The 19,339-nt window shown below is 40.5% G+C and carries 15 protein-coding genes and 5 tRNA genes; 8 read left to right on the forward strand and 12 right to left on the reverse strand.

Annotated features, from left to right (window positions below; all coding sequences use genetic code 11):
- Window positions 1-125: 125 nt before the first annotated feature.
- The 7 genes from pspF to ATS72_RS06600 all read left to right on the forward strand — a co-directional run bounded on the left by pspF (window position 126) and on the right by ATS72_RS06600 (window position 7,037).
- On the forward strand, window positions 126-1,190 hold the full coding sequence (gene pspF, locus ATS72_RS06570; protein ID WP_058429499.1) for a phage shock protein operon transcriptional activator: 1,065 nt from the start codon (window positions 126-128) through the stop codon (window positions 1,188-1,190).
- Window positions 1,191-1,205: 15 nt separating this feature from the next.
- On the forward strand, window positions 1,206-2,813 hold the full coding sequence (locus tag ATS72_RS06575; protein WP_008126635.1) for an ABC transporter substrate-binding protein: 1,608 nt from the start codon (window positions 1,206-1,208) through the stop codon (window positions 2,811-2,813).
- The gene (locus ATS72_RS06580; RefSeq protein ID WP_008126634.1) at window positions 2,813-3,847 is read left to right on the forward strand and encodes an ABC transporter permease; all 1,035 of its coding nucleotides are present in this window, start codon (window positions 2,813-2,815) and stop codon (window positions 3,845-3,847) included. The genes ATS72_RS06575 and ATS72_RS06580 overlap by 1 nt, the downstream gene beginning before the upstream one ends.
- Window positions 3,834-4,727, forward strand: a complete 894-nt coding sequence (locus tag ATS72_RS06585) for an ABC transporter permease subunit (RefSeq protein ID WP_006793652.1) — start codon at window positions 3,834-3,836, stop codon at window positions 4,725-4,727. Before ATS72_RS06580 ends, ATS72_RS06585 begins: the two co-directional genes overlap by 14 nt.
- Entirely contained in the window at window positions 4,728-5,720 is a 993-nt protein-coding gene (locus ATS72_RS06590) for a peptide ABC transporter ATP-binding protein (protein ID WP_058429500.1), read from the forward strand.
- Window positions 5,720-6,481: an ATP-binding cassette domain-containing protein gene (locus tag ATS72_RS06595; RefSeq protein WP_058429501.1), complete on the forward strand. Its 762-nt coding sequence runs from the start codon at window positions 5,720-5,722 to the stop codon at window positions 6,479-6,481. The genes ATS72_RS06590 and ATS72_RS06595 overlap by 1 nt, the downstream gene beginning before the upstream one ends.
- 130 nt (window positions 6,482-6,611) lie before the next feature.
- Window positions 6,612-7,037 carry a VOC family protein gene (locus ATS72_RS06600; protein WP_335682262.1) on the forward strand — a complete coding sequence of 142 codons (426 nt, stop codon included), beginning with the start codon at window positions 6,612-6,614 and terminating at the stop codon, window positions 7,035-7,037.
- Window positions 7,038-7,140: 103 nt separating this feature from the next.
- On the opposite strand, the gene ATS72_RS06605 is transcribed toward ATS72_RS06600, so the two are convergent.
- The 11 genes from ATS72_RS06605 to ATS72_RS06655 form a co-directional block, all read right to left on the reverse strand.
- Window positions 7,141-9,042, reverse strand: a complete 1,902-nt coding sequence (locus tag ATS72_RS06605; RefSeq protein WP_058429502.1) for a SurA N-terminal domain-containing protein — start codon at window positions 9,040-9,042, stop codon at window positions 7,141-7,143.
- Window positions 9,043-9,213: 171 nt separating this feature from the next.
- A complete protein-coding gene (hupB, locus tag ATS72_RS06610; RefSeq protein WP_008111035.1) occupies window positions 9,214-9,486 on the reverse strand; it encodes a nucleoid-associated protein HU-beta in 273 nt (90 codons plus the stop codon).
- A gap of 210 nt (window positions 9,487-9,696) precedes the next feature.
- Window positions 9,697-12,057, reverse strand: a complete 2,361-nt coding sequence (gene lon / locus ATS72_RS06615) for an endopeptidase La (protein WP_008126626.1) — start codon at window positions 12,055-12,057, stop codon at window positions 9,697-9,699.
- A 149-nt stretch (window positions 12,058-12,206) separates the two neighbouring features.
- Window positions 12,207-13,490, reverse strand: coding sequence for an ATP-dependent protease ATP-binding subunit ClpX (clpX, locus tag ATS72_RS06620; RefSeq protein ID WP_006794855.1), 1,284 nt, complete (start codon window positions 13,488-13,490; stop codon window positions 12,207-12,209).
- 133 nt (window positions 13,491-13,623) lie between these two features.
- Window positions 13,624-14,241 carry an ATP-dependent Clp endopeptidase proteolytic subunit ClpP gene (gene clpP / locus ATS72_RS06625; protein WP_008126622.1) on the reverse strand — a complete coding sequence of 206 codons (618 nt, stop codon included), beginning with the start codon at window positions 14,239-14,241 and terminating at the stop codon, window positions 13,624-13,626.
- A 165-nt stretch (window positions 14,242-14,406) separates the two neighbouring features.
- Window positions 14,407-15,711 (reverse strand): trigger factor, encoded by a 1,305-nt coding sequence (gene tig / locus ATS72_RS06630; protein ID WP_058429503.1) that lies wholly within the window; start codon window positions 15,709-15,711, stop codon window positions 14,407-14,409.
- A gap of 355 nt (window positions 15,712-16,066) precedes the next feature.
- Window positions 16,067-16,143 (reverse strand) — tRNA-Pro (locus ATS72_RS06635).
- A 70-nt stretch (window positions 16,144-16,213) separates the two neighbouring features.
- Window positions 16,214-16,290, reverse strand: a tRNA-Pro gene (locus ATS72_RS06640).
- Between the two features lie 13 nt (window positions 16,291-16,303).
- Window positions 16,304-16,379: transfer RNA gene (locus ATS72_RS06645), tRNA-His, on the reverse strand.
- Between the two features lie 23 nt (window positions 16,380-16,402).
- A tRNA-Arg gene (locus ATS72_RS06650) sits at window positions 16,403-16,479 on the reverse strand.
- A 58-nt stretch (window positions 16,480-16,537) separates the two neighbouring features.
- A tRNA-Pro gene (locus tag ATS72_RS06655) sits at window positions 16,538-16,614 on the reverse strand.
- Window positions 16,615-16,962: 348 nt separating this feature from the next.
- On the opposite strand from ATS72_RS06655, the gene folD reads away from it, so the two are divergent.
- Window positions 16,963-17,817 (forward strand): bifunctional methylenetetrahydrofolate dehydrogenase/methenyltetrahydrofolate cyclohydrolase FolD, encoded by an 855-nt coding sequence (folD, locus tag ATS72_RS06660; RefSeq protein ID WP_008127813.1) that lies wholly within the window; start codon window positions 16,963-16,965, stop codon window positions 17,815-17,817.
- A gap of 62 nt (window positions 17,818-17,879) precedes the next feature.
- Here the strand turns inward: folD and cysS are convergent, their stop codons facing one another.
- On the reverse strand, window positions 17,880-19,259 hold the full coding sequence (gene cysS, locus ATS72_RS06665; RefSeq protein ID WP_058429504.1) for a cysteine--tRNA ligase: 1,380 nt from the start codon (window positions 19,257-19,259) through the stop codon (window positions 17,880-17,882).
- Between the last annotated feature and the right edge of the window lie 80 nt (window positions 19,260-19,339).

A 19,339-nucleotide genomic window follows, 5' to 3' on the forward strand; every position in this document is an offset into this window, starting at 1 on the left:
CAACTTTTTAAAAAATAAAATACACTTTATTTTCATTAAGTTAAACTAAATATACAAATTACTTTAGTTATTCATAATTATGAAATACACTAACAGTTAGTAAAAATGACTAAGACTTAGGGAATATGAGCCAATATCGCCAACAAGACAATTTACTGGGCCAATCAGACAGCTTTTTATCTGTGTTGGATCAAGTATCGCAACTAGCTAATCTAGATAAGCCGGTGCTTATTATTGGCGAACGAGGCACAGGTAAAGAGCTTATAGCTGCCCGCCTGCATTTTTTATCTAAACGTTGGGATCAAAACTACGTAAAACTAAATTGTGCTGCATTGAACGAGAACCTGCTCGAAAGTGAATTGTTTGGTCATGAAAGCGGCGCATTTACGGGGGCCAGTAAACGTCACGAAGGCCGCTTTGAACGTGCTAACAGCGGTACACTATTTTTGGATGAATTAGCAAATACATCCGCCATGGTGCAAGAAAAACTCTTACGCGTTATAGAGTATGGTGAGTTTGAACGTGTTGGCGGCAAGCAAACTGTAAAAGTAGATACTCGCCTAGTATGCGCCACCAATGAAGACTTACCACACCTTGCTGAACAAGGTGAGTTTAGAAGTGATTTACTTGATAGATTAGCATTTGATGTAATAACGCTTCCCCCACTGCGTGAACGTCAAGACGATATTATGCTGCTTGCAGAGCAATTTGCGATGAACATGGCACGCGATTTAGAGTGGGAGCTATTCAGCGGGTTCACTCGAAGCGCTACAGAAACGCTTTTATCGTATAACTGGCCTGGTAATATTCGTGAGCTTAAAAATGTGGTTGAACGTAGCTTATATCGCCACGGAAGTGAACATATTCCCGTTCACCAGATTATTTTAGACCCATTCGAAAGTCCATTTAGACCTAAAGCGCGTATTAAAGCACCAATAGCCACTCAACATGTTAGTGCTGAGCCTGTTTCTGTTGTAGCGCCTGTAAACGTTTCTGAGCAAAAAGTTGAAGCCAATATTCAATTTCCTTGTAGCTTAAAAGAACGCTCAAATGAATTTGAAATAAATATGATTAACAAAGCGCTTGAGCATAGCCAATTTAATCAAAAGAAAACTGCAGAAGTCCTTGGTTTAACGTATCATCAATTACGTGGGTATCTAAAAAAATACAATTTGTTGGATCAACAATAGTTAGAGGTTATGCGTGTGCATAAATTTTTACTTGCTTTACTAGCAGGCACTTTAGTTGGCTGCTTAGATAGTGAAGAACGCGTTATTGAAGAAAAAAACCAAGGCTTGGTCTATTGCGCCGAGGCAAACCCTGTGTCGTTTAACCCACAAGTGACAACCACAGGCTCAACTATTGATATTATTGCCAATCAGCTTTATGACCGCTTAATAAGTATTGATCCGGTTACTGCTGAGTTTCAGAGCGAACTCGCAACAGATTGGAAAGTAAGTAAAGATGGTAAATCGGTCACCTTTACTCTTCGAAAAGACGTACCATTTCATACCACCGCGTACTTTACACCTAGCCGGACTTTTAATGCCGATGACGTAATTTTTACCTTTAGCCGCTTATTTGATGTGTACAACCCTTATCATTTTGTGGGTGATGCCAGTTACCCTTATTTTCAAAGTGTAGGCGTTGATCAGCTTATTCGTAAAATTGTTCGCGTGTCTGACCACCAAGTTAGATTTGAATTATTTAATGCTGAAAGTAGTTTTTTAGCTAACATGGCCACTGACTTTGCGGTTGTTTTATCGGCCGAGTATGCAATGAAACGTAAAGCTGCAGAACAAGAAGAGTTTTTTGATCAATACCCTGTAGGCACTGGTCCCTATATTTATCGTGAATATCGACGTGATAATTTAGTCCGCTTTTACCGTAACCCCGATTATTGGAAACACGACGTTGCCCTTGAACAACTTGTTTACGATATTACTCCTAATGGCACAGCGCGCATTGCAAAGCTGTTAACTAAAGAGTGCGATTTAGCTGCGCACCCAAGTAGCGCACAATTAAGTATTTTAGCTCAGCGTGAAGATATTAATATTGAAAAAGAAACCAACCTCAATGTTGGATACTGGGCTTTTAACACAGAACGCCCACCTTTTGACGACATTCGAGTTCGCAAGGCGCTTGCACATGCCATTGATACAGATAAAATAATGCAAGCGGTATATTACGGTAATGGAACACGTGCCGAATCGATGTTACCACCAACCTCATGGGCTTTTAACGCTCAAACAAGTATGCCATCATTTGACCCTGACCTTGCTAAAAAGCTACTCGCTGAAGCCGGCTTTTCTGATGGGTTTGATATGAATATTTGGGCCATGCCAGTGAGTCGTATTTATAACCCCAATGCACGTAAAATGGCTGAATTAATGCAAAGTGACTTACGCAAAGTAGGTGTTAACGTCAGTATTGTAGAATACGAGTGGAATACGTTTATTCAGCGAATTGGAGAGCACAGACACGATAGCGTGCTCCTCGGCTGGGCAGCAGATACGCCAGACCCCGATAACTTCTTTAGCCCGTTATTAAGCTGCTCAGCAACATTTAGTGGCAAAAACCCAGCCAATTGGTGCAACCCTAAATTTGATCTATTACTGGCGCAAGCACTCGATACGACAGACTTAAATATGCGAAAAAAATACTACGCAGATGTGCAGTCGCTTATCATGGATGAATTACCCTTGTTGCCCATTGCTCATGGGTTACGGTTTCAAGCAAGCAGTGCCGATGTAGACGGCATAGAGCTTGGCCCATTTGGGGCTATTTCGTTAGCCAATGCGAGGAAAAAGTAATGATCCTCGATTATATTTTACGCCGCCTTGGTTTATTACTTTTTATGTTGCTCATGCTCAGCATTTTTACATTTTCGTTGGCGTACTTATTCCCTGGTGATCCATTAAGTAATTTAAGTGGCGTTCCGAGTAATAATTTTTCTCAAAATACGCAATTAGAAGATAAATACTTTTATAACAGTAATTATTTTATGCAATACCTCGCCTTTTTAGGGCGAGTTTTTCAGGGTGATTGGGGATTATCGTTTGCCTCTGGCGACAATGTTTTTTCACATATTCTTGATTTATTACCAGCGACGTTAGAGCTTAGTGTCTATGCACTTATTGTGTCTATATTTGTTGGCGTGCCTGCAGGTATTATAGGCTCAGCATATTACAATCGCTGGCCAGATAAGCTTATTAATTCAACCACTATTGTGGGCTATTCTATGCCTGTATTCTGGTTAGCTTTATTACTAATTATGATTTTTTCGCTCAAATTGGGGTGGTTTCCTATGTCGGGTAGAATGGGGCTTCTTTATGAAATTCCAGCAGCCAGCGGGTTTATGCTCATTGATATCATGCTTGCCGGCTTTCCGTATAAAGGAATGGCATTTGTAGATGCATTGCACCACTTAACACTGCCCACAATTGTACTTGCCACATACCCAACCACCGTGCTTGTAAGATTTACCCGCGAATCAATGTTGAAAATAATGGATCAAAATTTTATTAAAACAGCACGCGCGAAGGGATTAAACAGACGACAATTAATCATGCATCATGCACTGCGCAATGCGCTTTTACCGGTAATTAAAAAAATTGGTTTGCAATTCAGTACACTAATAACACTTGCTATGATCACCGAAGTTATTTTTTCGTGGCCTGGTATTGGCCGCTGGTTGATAGACAGTATTTACCAGCGCGACTTTCCTGCAATTCAGGGAGGCCTAATGGCTGTATCCTTATTTGTGATTTTAGCCACTATAACAACCGAACTTCTTTATAGTTTATTCGACCCACTCTCACGGAACCAAGCCCATGGCAAAGTTTAAGGTATTTTCTGAAGAGTCGAATAAATCGCCACTGGCGCGATTTTGGCGGAAATTTAAAAACAACCACCCTGCCCTCGTTGGTTTATGGGTGTTTTTGGCATTTGCCTTACTCGCTGCCAGCGCACCATTTTTAGCGCCTTATGGGGTAAACCAGCAGCACAGTGATGCGCTACTTATTCCACCTTCGTGGCGAGAAATGGGCGATGTGCGTTTTATTTTAGGCACTGATGATTTAGGACGTGATGTGTTGTCGCGTTTAATGAACGGCGCAACCTATACATTTGGTTTATCGGTCGTCGCTGCATTATTGACCACCATAATTGGTGTATTAGTCGGCACATTTGCTGGCATTAGCCGAGGGATGCGTTCAAGCTTTTTGAACCACTTACTTGATATCACTCTTTCAATACCGTCTTTATTATTGGCTATTATCATTATTGCAGTATTAGGCCCGGGCTTGATGAATACAGTATGGGCTATTATTTTAGCCTTACTACCGCAGTTTATTCACTCTATTAGAAACCTAATAGTAGAAGAGCTAAGCAAAGATTACATTACGGCGTTTAAGCTCGACGGCGCTTCAAATTGGCATATTATATCGCGCGGTATTTTTCCTAATATTTACGAACACATAGTGGTTATTTTTACTATGGCACTGTCTACGGCCATACTAGATATTTCTGCGTTGGGTTTTTTAAAGTTAGGCGCACAACCCCCAACCACTGAATGGGGTGCCATATTGGCAGAAAACCTTGGCCTAATTTATTTAGCACCTTGGACGGTTGCCTTACCAGGCGTATTATTATTTTTAGCGGTATTATCGACCAATTTAGTAGGCGATGGACTTAGACAAGTGCTAAAAGAGCGCAAGGCCGATTAAATGCAATTATTAGATGTTAGAAATTTAACCATTGAACTGCGCACTTCAGAAACAGTTATAAGAGCAGTTGATAGGGTCAGCTTTAGCTTAAAAGAAGGTGAAGTGCATGCGCTTGTAGGTGAGTCAGGCTCAGGTAAAAGCCTAATCGCAAAAGCAATAGTAGGTGTATTAAACGAACGCTGGAATATAACCGCTGATAGAATTCACTGGCGTGGTGTTGACCTAATGCGCCTAACTCCGGAGCAACGCAGACAAACAGTTAGCAAAGATATTGCAATGATCTATCAAGATCCTAGCCGTTGCCTTGACCCTACAGCGAAAATTTTTAATCAAATTGCTGAAACCTTACCTGAAGTCGCTCGCAAGGGATTCTTTTTAAAACGAAATCGCGAACGAAAAGACCGCGTTAAAGCACTTATCCATAAAGTTGGTATTAAAAACCATGAAGCGGTACTAGACAGCTACCCTCATGAGCTCTCAGAAGGTGTGTGCCAAAAGGTAATGATTGCAATGGCAATTGCCCGAACACCTAAACTATTAATTGCTGATGAGCCGACTACAGCACTTGAGAGTACTACCCGTGCGCAAGTGTTTAGGTTATTAAAAAGCCTTAATCAACTCAAGAATATGTCTATTTTAATGATTTCACACGAGCTTGAAGAGATTGCTGATTGGTCTCATGGGATTCATGTTTTATATTGCGGGCAAATGGTTGAAGCAGGTCCAACTCATAAAATATTTAAGCAACCTCGCCATCCATACACCCAAGCTCTTTTGAAAAGCTTGCCAGATTACGAGCAAGGCTTGGCTCATAAAGAACCGTTTTATGCGCTTAAAGGTACTATTCCTACTTTACAACATTTACCAATTGGTTGCCGACTTGGGCCACGTTGCCCACAAGCACAAAAAGAATGTGTAGTTACACCTGCTCTCACTAAACACAGTGGGCACAGCTACGCTTGTCACTTTCCGCTTATAAAGGAGGTGAAGTAATGCAGCCTACTCTCAAAGTACAAGCGCTATCTAAAACATTTGATGTGCGAGCGGGTTTATTTAAACGCAAAAAATTTGAAGTGCTAAAAAACATTTCTTTTTGTATTGGTAAAGGTGAAACCATTGCCGTAATTGGTGAAACAGGCTCGGGGAAAAGTACGTTAGCTAAGTTACTTGCCGGTGCCGATAACGCAAACACTGGGCAAATATTACTTGAAGGCAATGTAATAGAAGATAACGGTATTCGTGATAACCAATGTCGTCACATTAGAATGATTTTCCAAGACTCAGGGGCGTCGTTAAACCCAGGTTTAACTATTGGCGACATGCTTGATGATTGCTTGCAATACAATACGGACTTTAATGAAGAAGAGCGCTCAGAAAAAATAAATACAACACTCTCTAAAGTTGGATTGCTAGTCGATCACCAACATTACTATCCACATATGTTCAGTGTTGGCCAATTACAACGTGTGGCTTTTGCCAGAGCGCTTATTTTAGATCCTAAAGTGATGGTGCTCGATGAAGCCGTATCGTCTTTAGACCCTTCTATACGTGCCCAAATAGTAAATTTATTACTCAAGTTACAACGTGAAACGGGTTTAACTTATGTCATGATCACCCATCACCTTAGTTTAGTACGCCATATTAGTGATCAAGTCATAGTGCTAGATAAAGGCGAGGTGGTTGAGTATGGTTTAACAGAAAATGTATTTAATAACCCTCAGTCAAAAATAACGCAGCGTCTATTAAGCTGTTAATGCAGTTTTTTGTTATTTAGGTGCATTTTAGAAGGTCTTGTTATTAACTTTTACTTTTTAACAAGGCCACTCCATGCTCAAACACACACTACTTAGTATTACTCCCCTACTGATTTTATAAGCCTCTGCTATTGCCGAGCCCTCTAACAAAGTTAAAAACTGCGTTGGCGGAATCGATCATTTAGGTTTAACTGTTTCAGATTTAAATTCATCTAAAGCGTTTTTTACTGATGTGCTTGGTTTTAAAGTGCTGGGAAATGATCCAACTTATCCTGCATACTTTTTATCTAATAAAAAAACAACCATTACATTGTGGCGAATTAAGAATAATGAAAAACGTGTAGAGTTTAATCGAGCAGAAAATGTGGGCCTACACCATTTAGCACTCAGTGTTGAGAGTATTGAAAAGTTAAGCAGGCTGCATAAGCACTTAAAAATGCAAAATAATATTACTATAGAATTTGCACCAGAGAATTTAGGTAAAGGCCCTGCGCAGCACATGATGATAAGAGAGCCTAGCGGTAACCGTATTGAATTTATTGCAAGGCCTATCTAGCGCCCTAAAATGATTAGTATTATGACGCAGTGGTATAAGCACACCCGAATTTAAAGCAATAAAAAGGCGCTCAGAGGCGCCTTTTTTAATAACCAAAATTAACTTATTCAGCAGCTTGTTCAACTACTGGTAAATTAAGTTCAGCTTTAGCTTTAAGCGACTCTATGAAAACCATATAGTTTTTGTTTGCTTGAGCCATTGTAATGCTTTGTTTAGCTTGTGGGTCAATATCAGCCGTTACTGTAGCATCTGTCACTGAGTTAAGTGCAACAATCGCTGCATCACCGTTATTTAAGTCAACAACATCTACCACTGCAGTGTCTGCTGGGTGAGCCATTTTAAATGCCTGAGTAACAATCGCTGGCGAGACAGCAAAACTTTGACGATTTAGTTGTGACTCTTGACGAAGCGTTAAACCTTGCTCAGTTGCAATATCATTCAAACTTTTACCTGCTTGAATTTCAGCAAACAAACTACGCGCTTTATCTTTGGCAAGCTCAGAGGTCTTGTCATTTACTAAGCGTGTTTTAATCTGTTCACTTACATCACTTAAAGGTTTGGTTGACGCTGGCTGATGCTCGTTAATACGCACGATAACAATGTGCTCATCGCCCAACTCAATAACTTCAGAGTTAACTTTGTCTTCAAGTAAGTCAACAGATGTGAGTGCAGTAATAACAGCCGGTGTATTTAACGGCTCAGGTAAAGCGTTCAATGCTAAAAGAGGGGTTGACTGAACTTCTAGTTCAGCAACTTCTGCTGCATCATCTAAACGATCTGAAATTTCAAACGCGATTGCACCCATTTCGGTTTGCTTATCGTAAAACGCATCAATTTTTTCAGCACGCTCTAATTCAGCACGTAAGTCGGCTTTTACATCATCAAATGGTTTAACTTGTTGTGGCTGAATATCAGTCAGTTTAATGATGTGATAACCGAACTCTGACGCAACCACTTCTGAAAAATCACCTTTCGCTTCAAGTGAAAATGCTGCATCTTCAAATGCAGGATCCATTACATCACGTTCAATCCAATCAAGGTCACCGCCCATCTCTGCGCTAACGATATCATCAGATGAAGACTCTGCGAGTTCAGCAAAGTCTGCACCTTGTTGAAGCTCAGCATAAAGCGCATCGACTTTAGCTTTAGCTGCATCATCGTCTTCACTATTATCTATTAATATGTGAGACACACGACGTTTTTCAGGCTCAACATATTGCGCCTTATTTTGCTCATAAGACGCTTTCACATCTTCTTCAGTCACTGAACCAACAACTATATTTTCAGCTTTCAACTCGACATAGTTCACCGAGATAAGTTCTGGTGATAAAAACTGCGATGCATTTAGGTCATAGTAATCTGAAACTTCTTGCTCTGATACTTCAACATTATCTGCAAGTGACTCTTTATTAATTACTAAGTAATCAATGCTACGAGTTTGTTGTTGAAGAGCAATAGCACTTTTAAGCTCGCTTTCAAGCGCAAAGTCTGTGCCTGCAACTGCTGATACTAACTGACTGCGTGTCATGTCTTCGCGAAGGTATTCACGAAAAGTATCTGGTTGGAAGTTCATTTGACGAATTACTTGTAAATAACGATCGTTATTAAATTTATCGCCAAGTTGGAAGTAAGGCAATTCTAAAATTGTTTTACGAACTGTATCATCGCTCACGCGAAGGCCTAATTCTGCCGCTAACTGTGATTGCAATTCTTGTTGTACTAAGCGGTCAATTACACCTTGACGAATTTGTGCCATATAATTTGGATCTGCAGCAATTTGTGTAAAGTACTCACCAAATTGTTGCTCTAAACGATTACGTTCGTTTTGGTACGCGCGGTTAAATTCCGTTTGGCTAATTTTAACTCCGTTTACTTCAGCAACAGGTTGTTCCGTGGTTTGACCTAGGTAACTACCGATCCCTGCTAAAGCAAAAGATAAAATCACCGCGCCTAAAATTATTTTGGCTACAGGTCCTTGCGAACCTTCTCTGATTTTCTCAAGCATTTGTTTATCTCTTTTTGATCAAGGCTCAATACCTTGTCACATGTAAAAAAAGCGTATCTTACCAGATACGCTTTTTCACTTGAAGTAACTAGCGGTAAAGTTACTCAACTCAACTGTTAGGCTGATTAAGTAACTTTACTTTCGCCATAACTAATCTGTTTAAACTATTGATTAGTTTACTGCGTCTTTAAGCGCTTTACCGGCTTTGAAAGCTGGAATGTTTGCAGCAGCGATTTGAATAGTTTCACCAGTTTGTGGATTACGGCCAGCTCGTGCAGCACGTTCACGTACTGAGAAAGTACCAAAACCAACAAGTGCAACTGAGTCGCCATCTTTAAGCGCGCCAGATACAGATTCGATGAATGAATCAAGTGCACGACCTGCAGCCGCTTTAGAAATGTCAGCATCAGCTGCGATTTGATCGATTAATTGAGATTTATTCACAATATCATCCTCTTTCATTGTTATTATCAAGAGCGATGGTTTTTTAAACTAACATCACTTTTTTGAAAATTTTAGAGCAAACTTGTAATGCTCACATGATTATATTTTTCTTGAGCCTAGGCCACATAAGGCCTAGGCTTGAAAACCAGTGCTTAACTTATCATACCGTTTAGATTTGAAAAGCCCTAAAAAGCACTTTTTTTACGTTTTTTACTGCTTTTTCTCTGTTTCGACTGAAAAACTCTCAACAGGATGTACCAAAGCAAGTTTTAACACCTCATCAATCCATGTCACTGGGTGAATATCAAGACCTGCCAGTACGTTATCTGGGATCTCTTTTAAGTCACGTTCGTTAATTTTTGGAATAATAACGGTTTTTATTCCACCACGGTGCGCAGCTAGTAACTTCTCTTTTAAGCCACCAATAGGCAGAACTTCACCACGAAGCGTTATTTCGCCAGTCATAGCAACATCAGCTTTAACTGGGTTACCTGTTAAGCTCGACACCAGACCAGTTACCATGGCTGCACCAGCACTTGGGCCATCTTTTGGTGTTGCACCTTCAGGAACGTGAACATGAATGTCACGCTTTTCATAAAAATCACTGTTAATCCGAAAAGTATCAGCACGATTACGCACAACGGTCATTGCTGCTTGAATCGACTCTTGCATTACATCGCCAAGTGAACCGGTGTAAGTCAATTTACCTTTTCCTGGCACGGCTGCACATTCGATTGTCAGTAAATCACCACCAACCTCAGTCCATGCAAGACCTGTAACTTGACCAATTCGATCACCATCTTCTGCTTTACCATAGTCAAAACGTTGAACGCCTAAGTACTCTTCTAAATTATCTTGATTAATAGTCACCGTTTTAGTGTCTTTTTCAATCAGAATATTTTTAACAGCTTTGCGGCACAACTTAGAAATTTCTCGCTCTAGATTACGCACACCCGCTTCACGTGTGTAATAGCGAATAATGCCGATAATTGCACTATCGTCTATTTCAATCTCGTTGTCTTTTAAGCCATTACGCTTTACTTGCTTAGTGATCAGGTGCTCTTTTGCAATATTAAGCTTTTCGTCTTCTGTGTATCCTGACAAACGAATAACTTCCATACGGTCTAAAAGAGGACCAGGGATGTTAAAACTATTCGAAGTAGCGACAAACATAACATCCGATAAATCAAAATCTACTTCAAGATAATGATCGGCAAAATGGCTGTTTTGCTCAGGGTCCAGTACTTCTAACAATGCTGAAGCTGGGTCGCCGCGCATATCTGAAGACATTTTGTCGATTTCATCTAATAAAAATAGTGGGTTTTTGACCCCTACTTTTGTCATGTTTTGAATTAGCTTACCAGGCATAGAACCAATATACGTTCGACGATGGCCTCGGATTTCGGCTTCATCACGAACACCGCCTAACGCCATACGAATATACTTACGGCCAGTAGAACGGGCAATCGACTGACCAAGTGATGTTTTACCGACACCTGGAGGTCCTACAAGGCACAAAATTGGCCCTTTAAGCTTGTTAGTACGCTGTTGTACCGCTAGGTACTCTAAAATACGTTCTTTTACTTTATCAAGGCCATGATGCTCACTGTCTAATATTTTTTGTGCACCAGCTAAATCTTTTTTAACTTTTGAACGTTTTTTCCATGGCACGTTAATTAATGTATCGATGTAAGAACGTACAACCGTTGCCTCAGCGGACATTGGCGACATCATCTTAAGTTTATTAAGTTCTGTCGTGGCTTTTTCTTGTGCTTCTGATGACATGCCCGATTCTTCAATACGCTTTTTGAGCGCTTCAAACTCATCAGGAACATCATCAAGTTCACCAAGCTCTTTTTGAATGGCTTTCATTTGCTCGTTGAGGTAATACTCGCGCTGAGATTTTTCCATCTGCTTTTTAACGCGGGTACGGATCTTCTTCTCAACCTGCAATAAGTCGATTTCACCTTCCATTAGGGCCATTAGGTATTCTAAACGCTCTGTCACGCTTGAAATTTCTAGCACTTTTTGTTTTTCAGGTACTTTTAAAGGCATATGCGCAGCCATTGTGTCTGCAAGTCGCGCTGGTTCATCAATACCTGATACCGAAGTGAGCACTTCTGGTGGAATTTTTTTATTGAGCTTTACATAGCCTTCAAATTGGCTAATTGCGCTTCGAATAAATACATCTTGCTCTTGTTCATCAATTAAATCTGATTCAATAAATTGAGCATCGGCAACAAAAAACTCGTCGTTATCAACAAAGTCTTTGATTTCAGCGCGCTGTGTGCCTTCTACCAATACTTTTACTGTCCCGTCAGGGAGTTTTAATAATTGAAGTACAGTTGCAATAGTACCAATGCGATAAATATCATCTTGCTCTGGTTCGTCTACAGTTGCATCTTTTTGTGCAACCAAGAAAATTTGTTTGTCTTTATCCATTGCCGCTTCAAGGCATTTTATTGATTTTTCACGGCCTACAAAAAGCGGGATCACCATGTGTGGGTACACCACAACATCGCGCAGTGCTAGCACTGGGATTTCGACTTGGTCGGTTCTCTCAAGCGTCATTATATTTCTCTTCGCACTTCATTTATTTAAAAGATTACTCAAGTATATGGGGATAACCACATTAAAGTTCAACAATTTTCCCCGACTCGTTTAAATTAATTATAAAAAAAGGAGCCCTAGGCTCCTTTTTAATGCAAATAGCTTAAAAACTATTCAGATGCTGCTTTATCTTGATTATTATTTTCATATATCAAGATTGGATCAGACTCACCTTTAATTACCGTTTCGTCAATAACTACTTTGCTGACATCATCCATAGATGGAAGTTCGTACATGGTATCTAGTAAAATACCTTCTACGATAGAGCGAAGACCACGTGCACCGGTTTTACGAACCATCGCTTTGTGAGCGATAGCAGATAAAGCATCATCACGGAACTCAAGCTCTACATCTTCCATACCAAACAACACTGAGAACTGTTTAGTAATCGCGTTTTTAGGCTCACTTAGAATCTGTACGAGTGCAGCTTCATCTAACTCTGTGAGTGTAGCAACTACAGGTAAACGGCCAATAAATTCAGGTATTAAACCGTATTTCACTAAGTCTTCAGGCTCTACGTCTTTAAACGTCTCGCTTAAAGAACGCGTTTCTGCAGACTCTTTAACACTAACGCCAAAACCAATGCCAGTATTTTTATGGCTACGTTGCTCAATGACTTTATCAAGCCCTGAAAACGCACCACCACAAATAAACAAGATCTTAGACGTATCTACTTGTAAAAATTCTTGCTGTGGGTGTTTGCGTCCACCTTGAGGAGGCACAGAAGCAATCGTGCCCTCAATCAGCTTAAGTAATGCTTGTTGCACACCTTCACCCGACACATCGCGCGTGATTGATGGGTTATCTGATTTGCGAGAAATTTTGTCTATTTCATCAATGTATACAATGCCACGCTGTGCTTTTTCCACATCGTAGTCGCATTTTTGCAATAGTTTTTGGATGATATTTTCTACATCCTCGCCCACGTAACCGGCTTCGGTAAGTGTCGTTGCATCAGCCATTGTAAACGGTACGTCAAGTAAACGAGCCAGCGTCTCTGCTAGTAATGTTTTACCACTACCAGTCGGACCTATTAGCAAAATATTACTTTTGCTAAGCTCAATATCTTGCTTGGTTGATTGATTACGAAGACGTTTGTAATGGTTGTAAACAGCAACAGACAATACTTTTTTCGCATGGTCTTGGCCGATAACGTAGTCGTCTAGGTGTTTTCGAATTTCTTTTGGAACAGGTAGTTTATCAGACGAGTCATGCTTAGGAGCAATATCTTTGATCTCTTCCCTGATAATATCGTTACACAACTCTACACATTCATCACAAACGTATACTGAAGGGCCTGCAATTAATTTGCGTACTTCGTGCTGGCTCTTGCCACAAAAAGAGCAGTATAACAATTTATTACTTTTGTCGCCGTCTGTAGGAGTGTCAGACATTCAGCTACCTCATCTTATTACGTTGGCCACCAAAATTTATGGTGGCTATTTCAATACGCTTAACTATAACAAAATTTATTGTTTTTCGCATAGTAACTAAAAGTGATTAACAGGTCCCCTGCTCACCAAGCGCTTACTTTTTATCGCGATTTGCAAATACTGAGTCAACTAAGCCGTACTCTACAGCTTCTGAAGCGCTCATGAAGTTGTCACGATCAGTATCTTTTGAAATCACATCTAACGGCTGACCCGTGTGTTCTGCCATTAAGCGATTTAGTTTATCTTTAATAGATAGTATTTCTTTGGCATGTATTTCAAAGTCAGACGCCTGACCTTGGAAACCACCTAAAGGTTGGTGGATCATTACACGTGAGTTAGGTAAGCAAAAACGTTTACCTTTAGCACCAGCGGTAAGCAAAAATGCCCCCATGCTCGCTGCTTGTCCTACACAAATAGTACTCACATCAGGTTTGATAAAGTTCATTGTGTCGTAAATTGCCATACCAGCAGTTACTGAGCCACCCGGTGAATTTATGTATAAGAAAATATCTTTATCAGGGTTCTCTGATTCTAAAAATAGCATTTGCGCTAAAATTAGGTTTGCCATGTTGTCTTCAACTTGGCCTGTTAAAAAAATAATACGCTCTTTTAAAAGTCGCGAATAAATATCATACGAGCGCTCACCTTTTGGTGTTTGCTCAACAACCATAGGGACCAATGCATTTAGGGGATCTGTAATACCAGTATTCATACTTATTTAATTCCTTATGCGCTTATACTTATCCTTATTATAAGGAAGCATAGTTATCGTTTTTCGCAAATTAAGAGCCAAAAACTAAAAATGGCCCGGGCACGCTGTTTAAACAGTGTAACACGAGCCATTTAATCGTTAGCGAGAGCTTAAGTCAATGACTTATTAAGCACCTTGCTGCGGATTCATGATGTCATCAAATGCTTTTTCAACGTCTGAAACATTTGCTTTAGCTAAAATAGCTTCAACAGCTTGCTCTTCCATTGCAACATTACGCATTTGTTGCATAAGTTGATCATTTGCTTTGTAGTATTCTACTACTTCAGTTGGATCTTCGTATGCAGAAGCCACTGTTGCAATTAATGCTTCAACTTTAGCATCATCAACTTTAATGTCGTTAGCTTTGATTACTTCGCCTAATAAAAGACCAGTCTTAACGCGTGTTACAGCTTGCTCATGGAACAATTCAGCTGGAAGCTCAGGCATGTTTTTAGCGTCGCCGCCAAAACGTTGAGCTGCTTGCTGACGTAGTGCGTCAACTTCTTGATCAACAAGTGCTTTTGGCACTTCAATTTCGTTGTTTTCTAAAAGACCTTTGATTGCTTGGTCTTTAACGTTAGCTTTAACCGCTTGGTCAAGTTCACGCGTCATGTTCTTTTTAACTTCTTCTTTAAGCGCGTCTACGCCGCCTTCGGTAACACCGAATTTAGTTGCAAACTCTTCGCTTAATTCAGGAAGCTCTTGCGCTTCTACTTTTTTCACTGTGATAGTGAATTGAGCTGCTTTACCTTTAAGGTTTTCAGCATGGTAATCTTCAGGGAATGTTACATCTGCAACAACTTCTTCGCCTGCTTTTTTACCAACGATGTTATCTTCAAAACCTGGGATCATACGACCTTGACCAAGCTCTAATGGGAAGTCATCAGCTTTACCGCCTTCAAATACTTCACCGTCGATAGTACCTACGAAATCAACTGTTACACGGTCACTTTCGCCGGCAGCTGTATCAACTTCAGCCCACTCTGCGTGTTGCTTACGAAGAGTTTCTAGCATGTTTGCTAAGTCTTCCTCAGTTACTGTTACCGCTGGTTTTTCAACAGCAATTTTGTCTAAACCTTGAACTTCAACTTCAGGGTAAACTTCAAATGTAGCTGAGAATTCTAAGTCTTTACCTGCTTCAAGTGATTTAGGAGCGAATGAAGGCGCGCCAGCAGGGTTAATTTTTTCAGCAACGATTGCTTCAATGTAGTTACGTTGCATTACTTCGCCAGCAACTTCTTGACGAACTGCAGCGCCAAAACGCTTGTTAATTACAGATACAGGTACCTTACCAGCACGGAAACCATCTATACGCTGTGTTTTTGACAGTTGTTGTAGGCGTTTTTTTACTTCGGTCTCAACGTTCTCTGCAGGAACGGTGATAGTTATACGGCGCTCAAGGCCTTGGGTCGTCTCAACAGAAACTTGCATGATTTACCTCAATATTCAATTTTGGCGACTGTTCGCCTTCCTTACAAACAAAGTGATCTGCATGAGTCTTGATAACGTTTAAGCGATTTTTCACACTTAAAAGCATCCGTCGCTAGCATGAGATACCATTGCTGCTTTGCCCTTAGGGCACTATGTTAAACAATAGACGCGGCATTATAACCTAATATTTATGATAGTCGAGTATGGGGGGCAATTATTTGGGATAGATTGGGTACTACAGCACCTAACCGAGTAAAAAACAGGCTAACCGTTGTTTTCAGAGGTTTAAGTGAGTTTTATTTATAGCAATATAAAAATAGAATAAAAAAATACAGAGGAGTTATAAATAAGAAAATGGTCGGCGATGCAGGATTTGAACCTGCGACCCCTTGGACCCAAACCAAGTGCGCTACCAAACTGCGCTAATCGCCGACATTGAAGGCTAAGCTTCTTTTTTCATACTGAACAATTAAACAGATCGTTTAAAACCACCTTGAGAAAGTGGTCGGCGATGCAGGATTTGAACCTGCGACCCCTTGGACCCAAACCAAGTGCGCTACCAAACTGCGCTAATCGCCGATATTCTTGTAAATGGGGTGACTGATGGGGCTCGAACCCACGACAACCGGAATCACAATCCGGGGCTCTACCAACTGAGCTACAATCACCGCTATATTTACATGTTTTCAAATGGCGCACCCAGAAGGATTCGAACCTTCGACCGACGCCTTAGAAGGGCGTTGCTCTATCCAGCTGAGCTATGGGCGCATCGAAAACTTCATAGTTTACCAATAAGCTATTCGATTATAATTAAATTATAAAAAAATGGTCGGCGATGCAGGATTTGAACCTGCGACCCCTTGGACCCAAACCAAGTGCGCTACCAAACTGCGCTAATCGCCGTTACTTACTATTCTCTACGAGTGACCTCGTTGACAACGGGGTGCATAATAGTGATTTGACGGGGTTAGGTCAAACGTTTTTTTAAGAAAACAAATCAAGTGGTCATTTTTAGCCCACAATGGCTAAATATTATAATAGAAGACTGAAATTTAAACTATTTAATTACTCTAGTACTATATAGATGAAAAGCAACTTGGCGCTGCAATGCTTTTCTGCGAAAATAGCTTAGGTAATATTAAATGAAAAAATAAAGTTATTATTCTCTTTATAAGCATATGCCCCTTTTTATTATGCGTTCATTTTTAAAGTATCGGTATCTAGTTAATTAACCCCAATTAAAGGTCAACCATGACGGCAAACATCATTGATGGTAAAGCAATCGCAAAACAAGTACGTAGTACAGTTGCACAACGCGTAAGCGAACGCGTTTCTAAAGGATTACGCGCCCCCGGACTTGCAGTAGTCCTTGTCGGACTTGATCCAGCAAGCCAAGTTTATGTTGGTTCAAAGCGTAAAGCCTGTGAAGAAGTTGGTTTTATTTCAAAATCATTTGATTTACCTGCAGACACAAAAGAAGATGCTCTTTTAAGTTTAATTGATGAGCTAAATAATGATGCAGAAGTAGATGGCATTTTGGTGCAGTTACCTTTACCTGATGGACTCGATGCAGAGAAAATTTTAGAACGCATTACACCACACAAAGACGTTGATGGCTTTCACCCTTACAATATAGGTCGTTTAGCACAGCGTATGCCTGCGCTTCGTCCTTGTACGCCAAAAGGGATTATTACTTTACTCGATTCTACCGGTGTTCGTTATAAAGGCATGCATGCGGTTGTGGTTGGCGCATCAAATATTGTGGGCCGCCCTATGTCGTTAGAGCTATTACTGGCCGGTTGTACGACTACTGTGTGCCATAAGTTTACACAAGATTTAGAAACCCATGTGCGACGCGCAGACCTGCTGGTTGTAGCTGTGGGCAAACCTGAATTTATCCCTGGAGATTGGGTAAAAGAAGGTGCCATTGTTATAGATGTAGGTATAAACCGTTTAGATACAGGTAAACTAGTAGGCGACGTTGAATACAGCATTGCAGAGCAAAAAGCTCACTTTATTACTCCTGTTCCTGGCGGGGTTGGCCCAATGACCGTGGCCAGCTTAATTGAAAATACATTAGAAGCATGTGAAAAATATCATAGCTGAATATAATTCAAATAAAAAAGGGTTGCCATTCGGCAACCCTTTTTTATTACAAGCGAGTAATTTTAAGCCTTACGCCACGTTGTCTTACCGGCTGAATCTTCAAGTATTACACCTAAAGCATTAAGTGCATCACGGGCTTCATCAGCCGCAGCCCAATTTTTACTAGCACGAGCATCATTACGTTTAACAATTAACGCTTCAATCGTTGCAACTTCATTATCATCTTGCCCGCCTTGTAAAAAAGCCTCAGGCGCTTGTTGTGCAACGCCTAATACTTCGCCAATAGTACGTAATATAAACGCAAGTTGACCCGCCTGTATTGCATCGCTTTCTTTTACGCGGTTTAGCTCTTTTGCCAGCTCAAATAAAACAGGTAAAGCCTCTGGAGTATTAAAATCATCATCCATTGCTTTTCTAAATTTAATAACGAACTCGTTACTCTCAAGCTCACACTCGATAGGTTTAACGTCACGTAAAGCAGTATAAATACGCTCAAGCGATGAACGCGCTTGGTCTAAGTTTTCTTGCGAGTAATTAAGTTGGCTGCGGTAATGACCTGATATTAAAAAGTAACGAACCGACTCAGGGTCGTACTCTTTTAGCACATCGCGAACAGTAAAAAAATTATCTAACGATTTAGACATTTTTTCTTTATTTACTTGTACCATGCCGGTGTGGATCCACGTATTTACATACTCACCATTATTGGCACAGCATGACTGCGCAATTTCATTTTCATGGTGCGGAAACTGTAAATCAGAACCCCCACCATGAATATCAAAATGTTCACCTAAATGCTTTGAGCTCATAGCTGAACATTCAATGTGCCAACCTGGGCGCCCTTCTCCCCATGGAGATGACCATGAAGGCTCGCCGGCTTTGGCTTTTTTCCATAAAACAAAGTCCAGTGGGTCGTCTTTATCTTGTGCCACTTCAACACGTGACCCTAACTGAAGCATGGTTAAATCTTGCTGAGAAAGCGCGCCGTATTGCTCAAACGTTGAAACATCAAATAACACGTCACCATCAGCTGCTACATAAGCATGCCCTTTAGCTATTAAACGCTCAACCATTTCAATAATTTCACCCATGTGCCCTGTCACTGTTGGTTCTACATCCGGGCGTAACATGTTTAGGCTATCAAAATCTTCATGCATGGCTTTGGTCATGCGCAGTGTTAAATCGTTTATTGACTCTTTATTTTCATTTGCACGTTTAATAATTTTGTCGTCAACGTCGGTAATATTACGCACATATTTTAAATTGTAACCAATATGGCGAAGGTAGCGAACAATGACGTCAAAGCCAACAAATGTACGCGCATGACCGATATGACAGTAATCGTAAATGGTGATACCACACACATACATGTCGATTTTACCATCGACCATAGGTTTAAATTGTTCTTTTTGTCGCGTGAGTGTGTTGTATATTTGTACCATTTAGTTGGTGTCCTTCACTATTATCAAGAAAATGTATGTTACCACTTGAAAAGCATGGGCTCTAGCGCTTTGTTAATCTT

The sequence above is a fragment of the Pseudoalteromonas sp. 13-15 genome, from assembly GCF_001468205.2.
Lineage (GTDB): Bacteria > Pseudomonadota > Gammaproteobacteria > Enterobacterales > Alteromonadaceae > Pseudoalteromonas > Pseudoalteromonas marina.

Excerpts from the sequence above, each read along its gene's own strand:
- pspF (WP_058429499.1), top strand. The coding sequence starts at position 126 with ATGAGCCAATATCGCCAACAAGACAATTTACTGGGCCAATCAGACAGC.
- ATS72_RS06580 (WP_008126634.1), top strand. The coding sequence starts at position 2,813 with ATGATCCTCGATTATATTTTACGCCGCCTTGGTTTATTACTTTTTATG.
- ATS72_RS06585 (WP_006793652.1), top strand. The coding sequence starts at position 3,834 with ATGGCAAAGTTTAAGGTATTTTCTGAAGAGTCGAATAAATCGCCACTG.
- ATS72_RS06590 (WP_058429500.1), top strand. The coding sequence starts at position 4,728 with ATGCAATTATTAGATGTTAGAAATTTAACCATTGAACTGCGCACTTCA.
- ATS72_RS06595 (WP_058429501.1), top strand. The coding sequence starts at position 5,720 with ATGCAGCCTACTCTCAAAGTACAAGCGCTATCTAAAACATTTGATGTG.
- ATS72_RS06605 (WP_058429502.1), bottom strand. The coding sequence starts at position 9,042 with ATGCTTGAGAAAATCAGAGAAGGTTCGCAAGGACCTGTAGCCAAAATA.
- lon (WP_008126626.1), bottom strand. The coding sequence starts at position 12,057 with ATGACGCTTGAGAGAACCGACCAAGTCGAAATCCCAGTGCTAGCACTG.
- clpX (WP_006794855.1), bottom strand. The coding sequence starts at position 13,490 with ATGTCTGACACTCCTACAGACGGCGACAAAAGTAATAAATTGTTATAC.
- clpP (WP_008126622.1), bottom strand. The coding sequence starts at position 14,241 with ATGAATACTGGTATTACAGATCCCCTAAATGCATTGGTCCCTATGGTT.
- tig (WP_058429503.1), bottom strand. The coding sequence starts at position 15,711 with ATGCAAGTTTCTGTTGAGACGACCCAAGGCCTTGAGCGCCGTATAACT.
- folD (WP_008127813.1), top strand. The coding sequence starts at position 16,963 with ATGACGGCAAACATCATTGATGGTAAAGCAATCGCAAAACAAGTACGT.
- cysS (WP_058429504.1), bottom strand. The coding sequence starts at position 19,259 with ATGGTACAAATATACAACACACTCACGCGACAAAAAGAACAATTTAAA.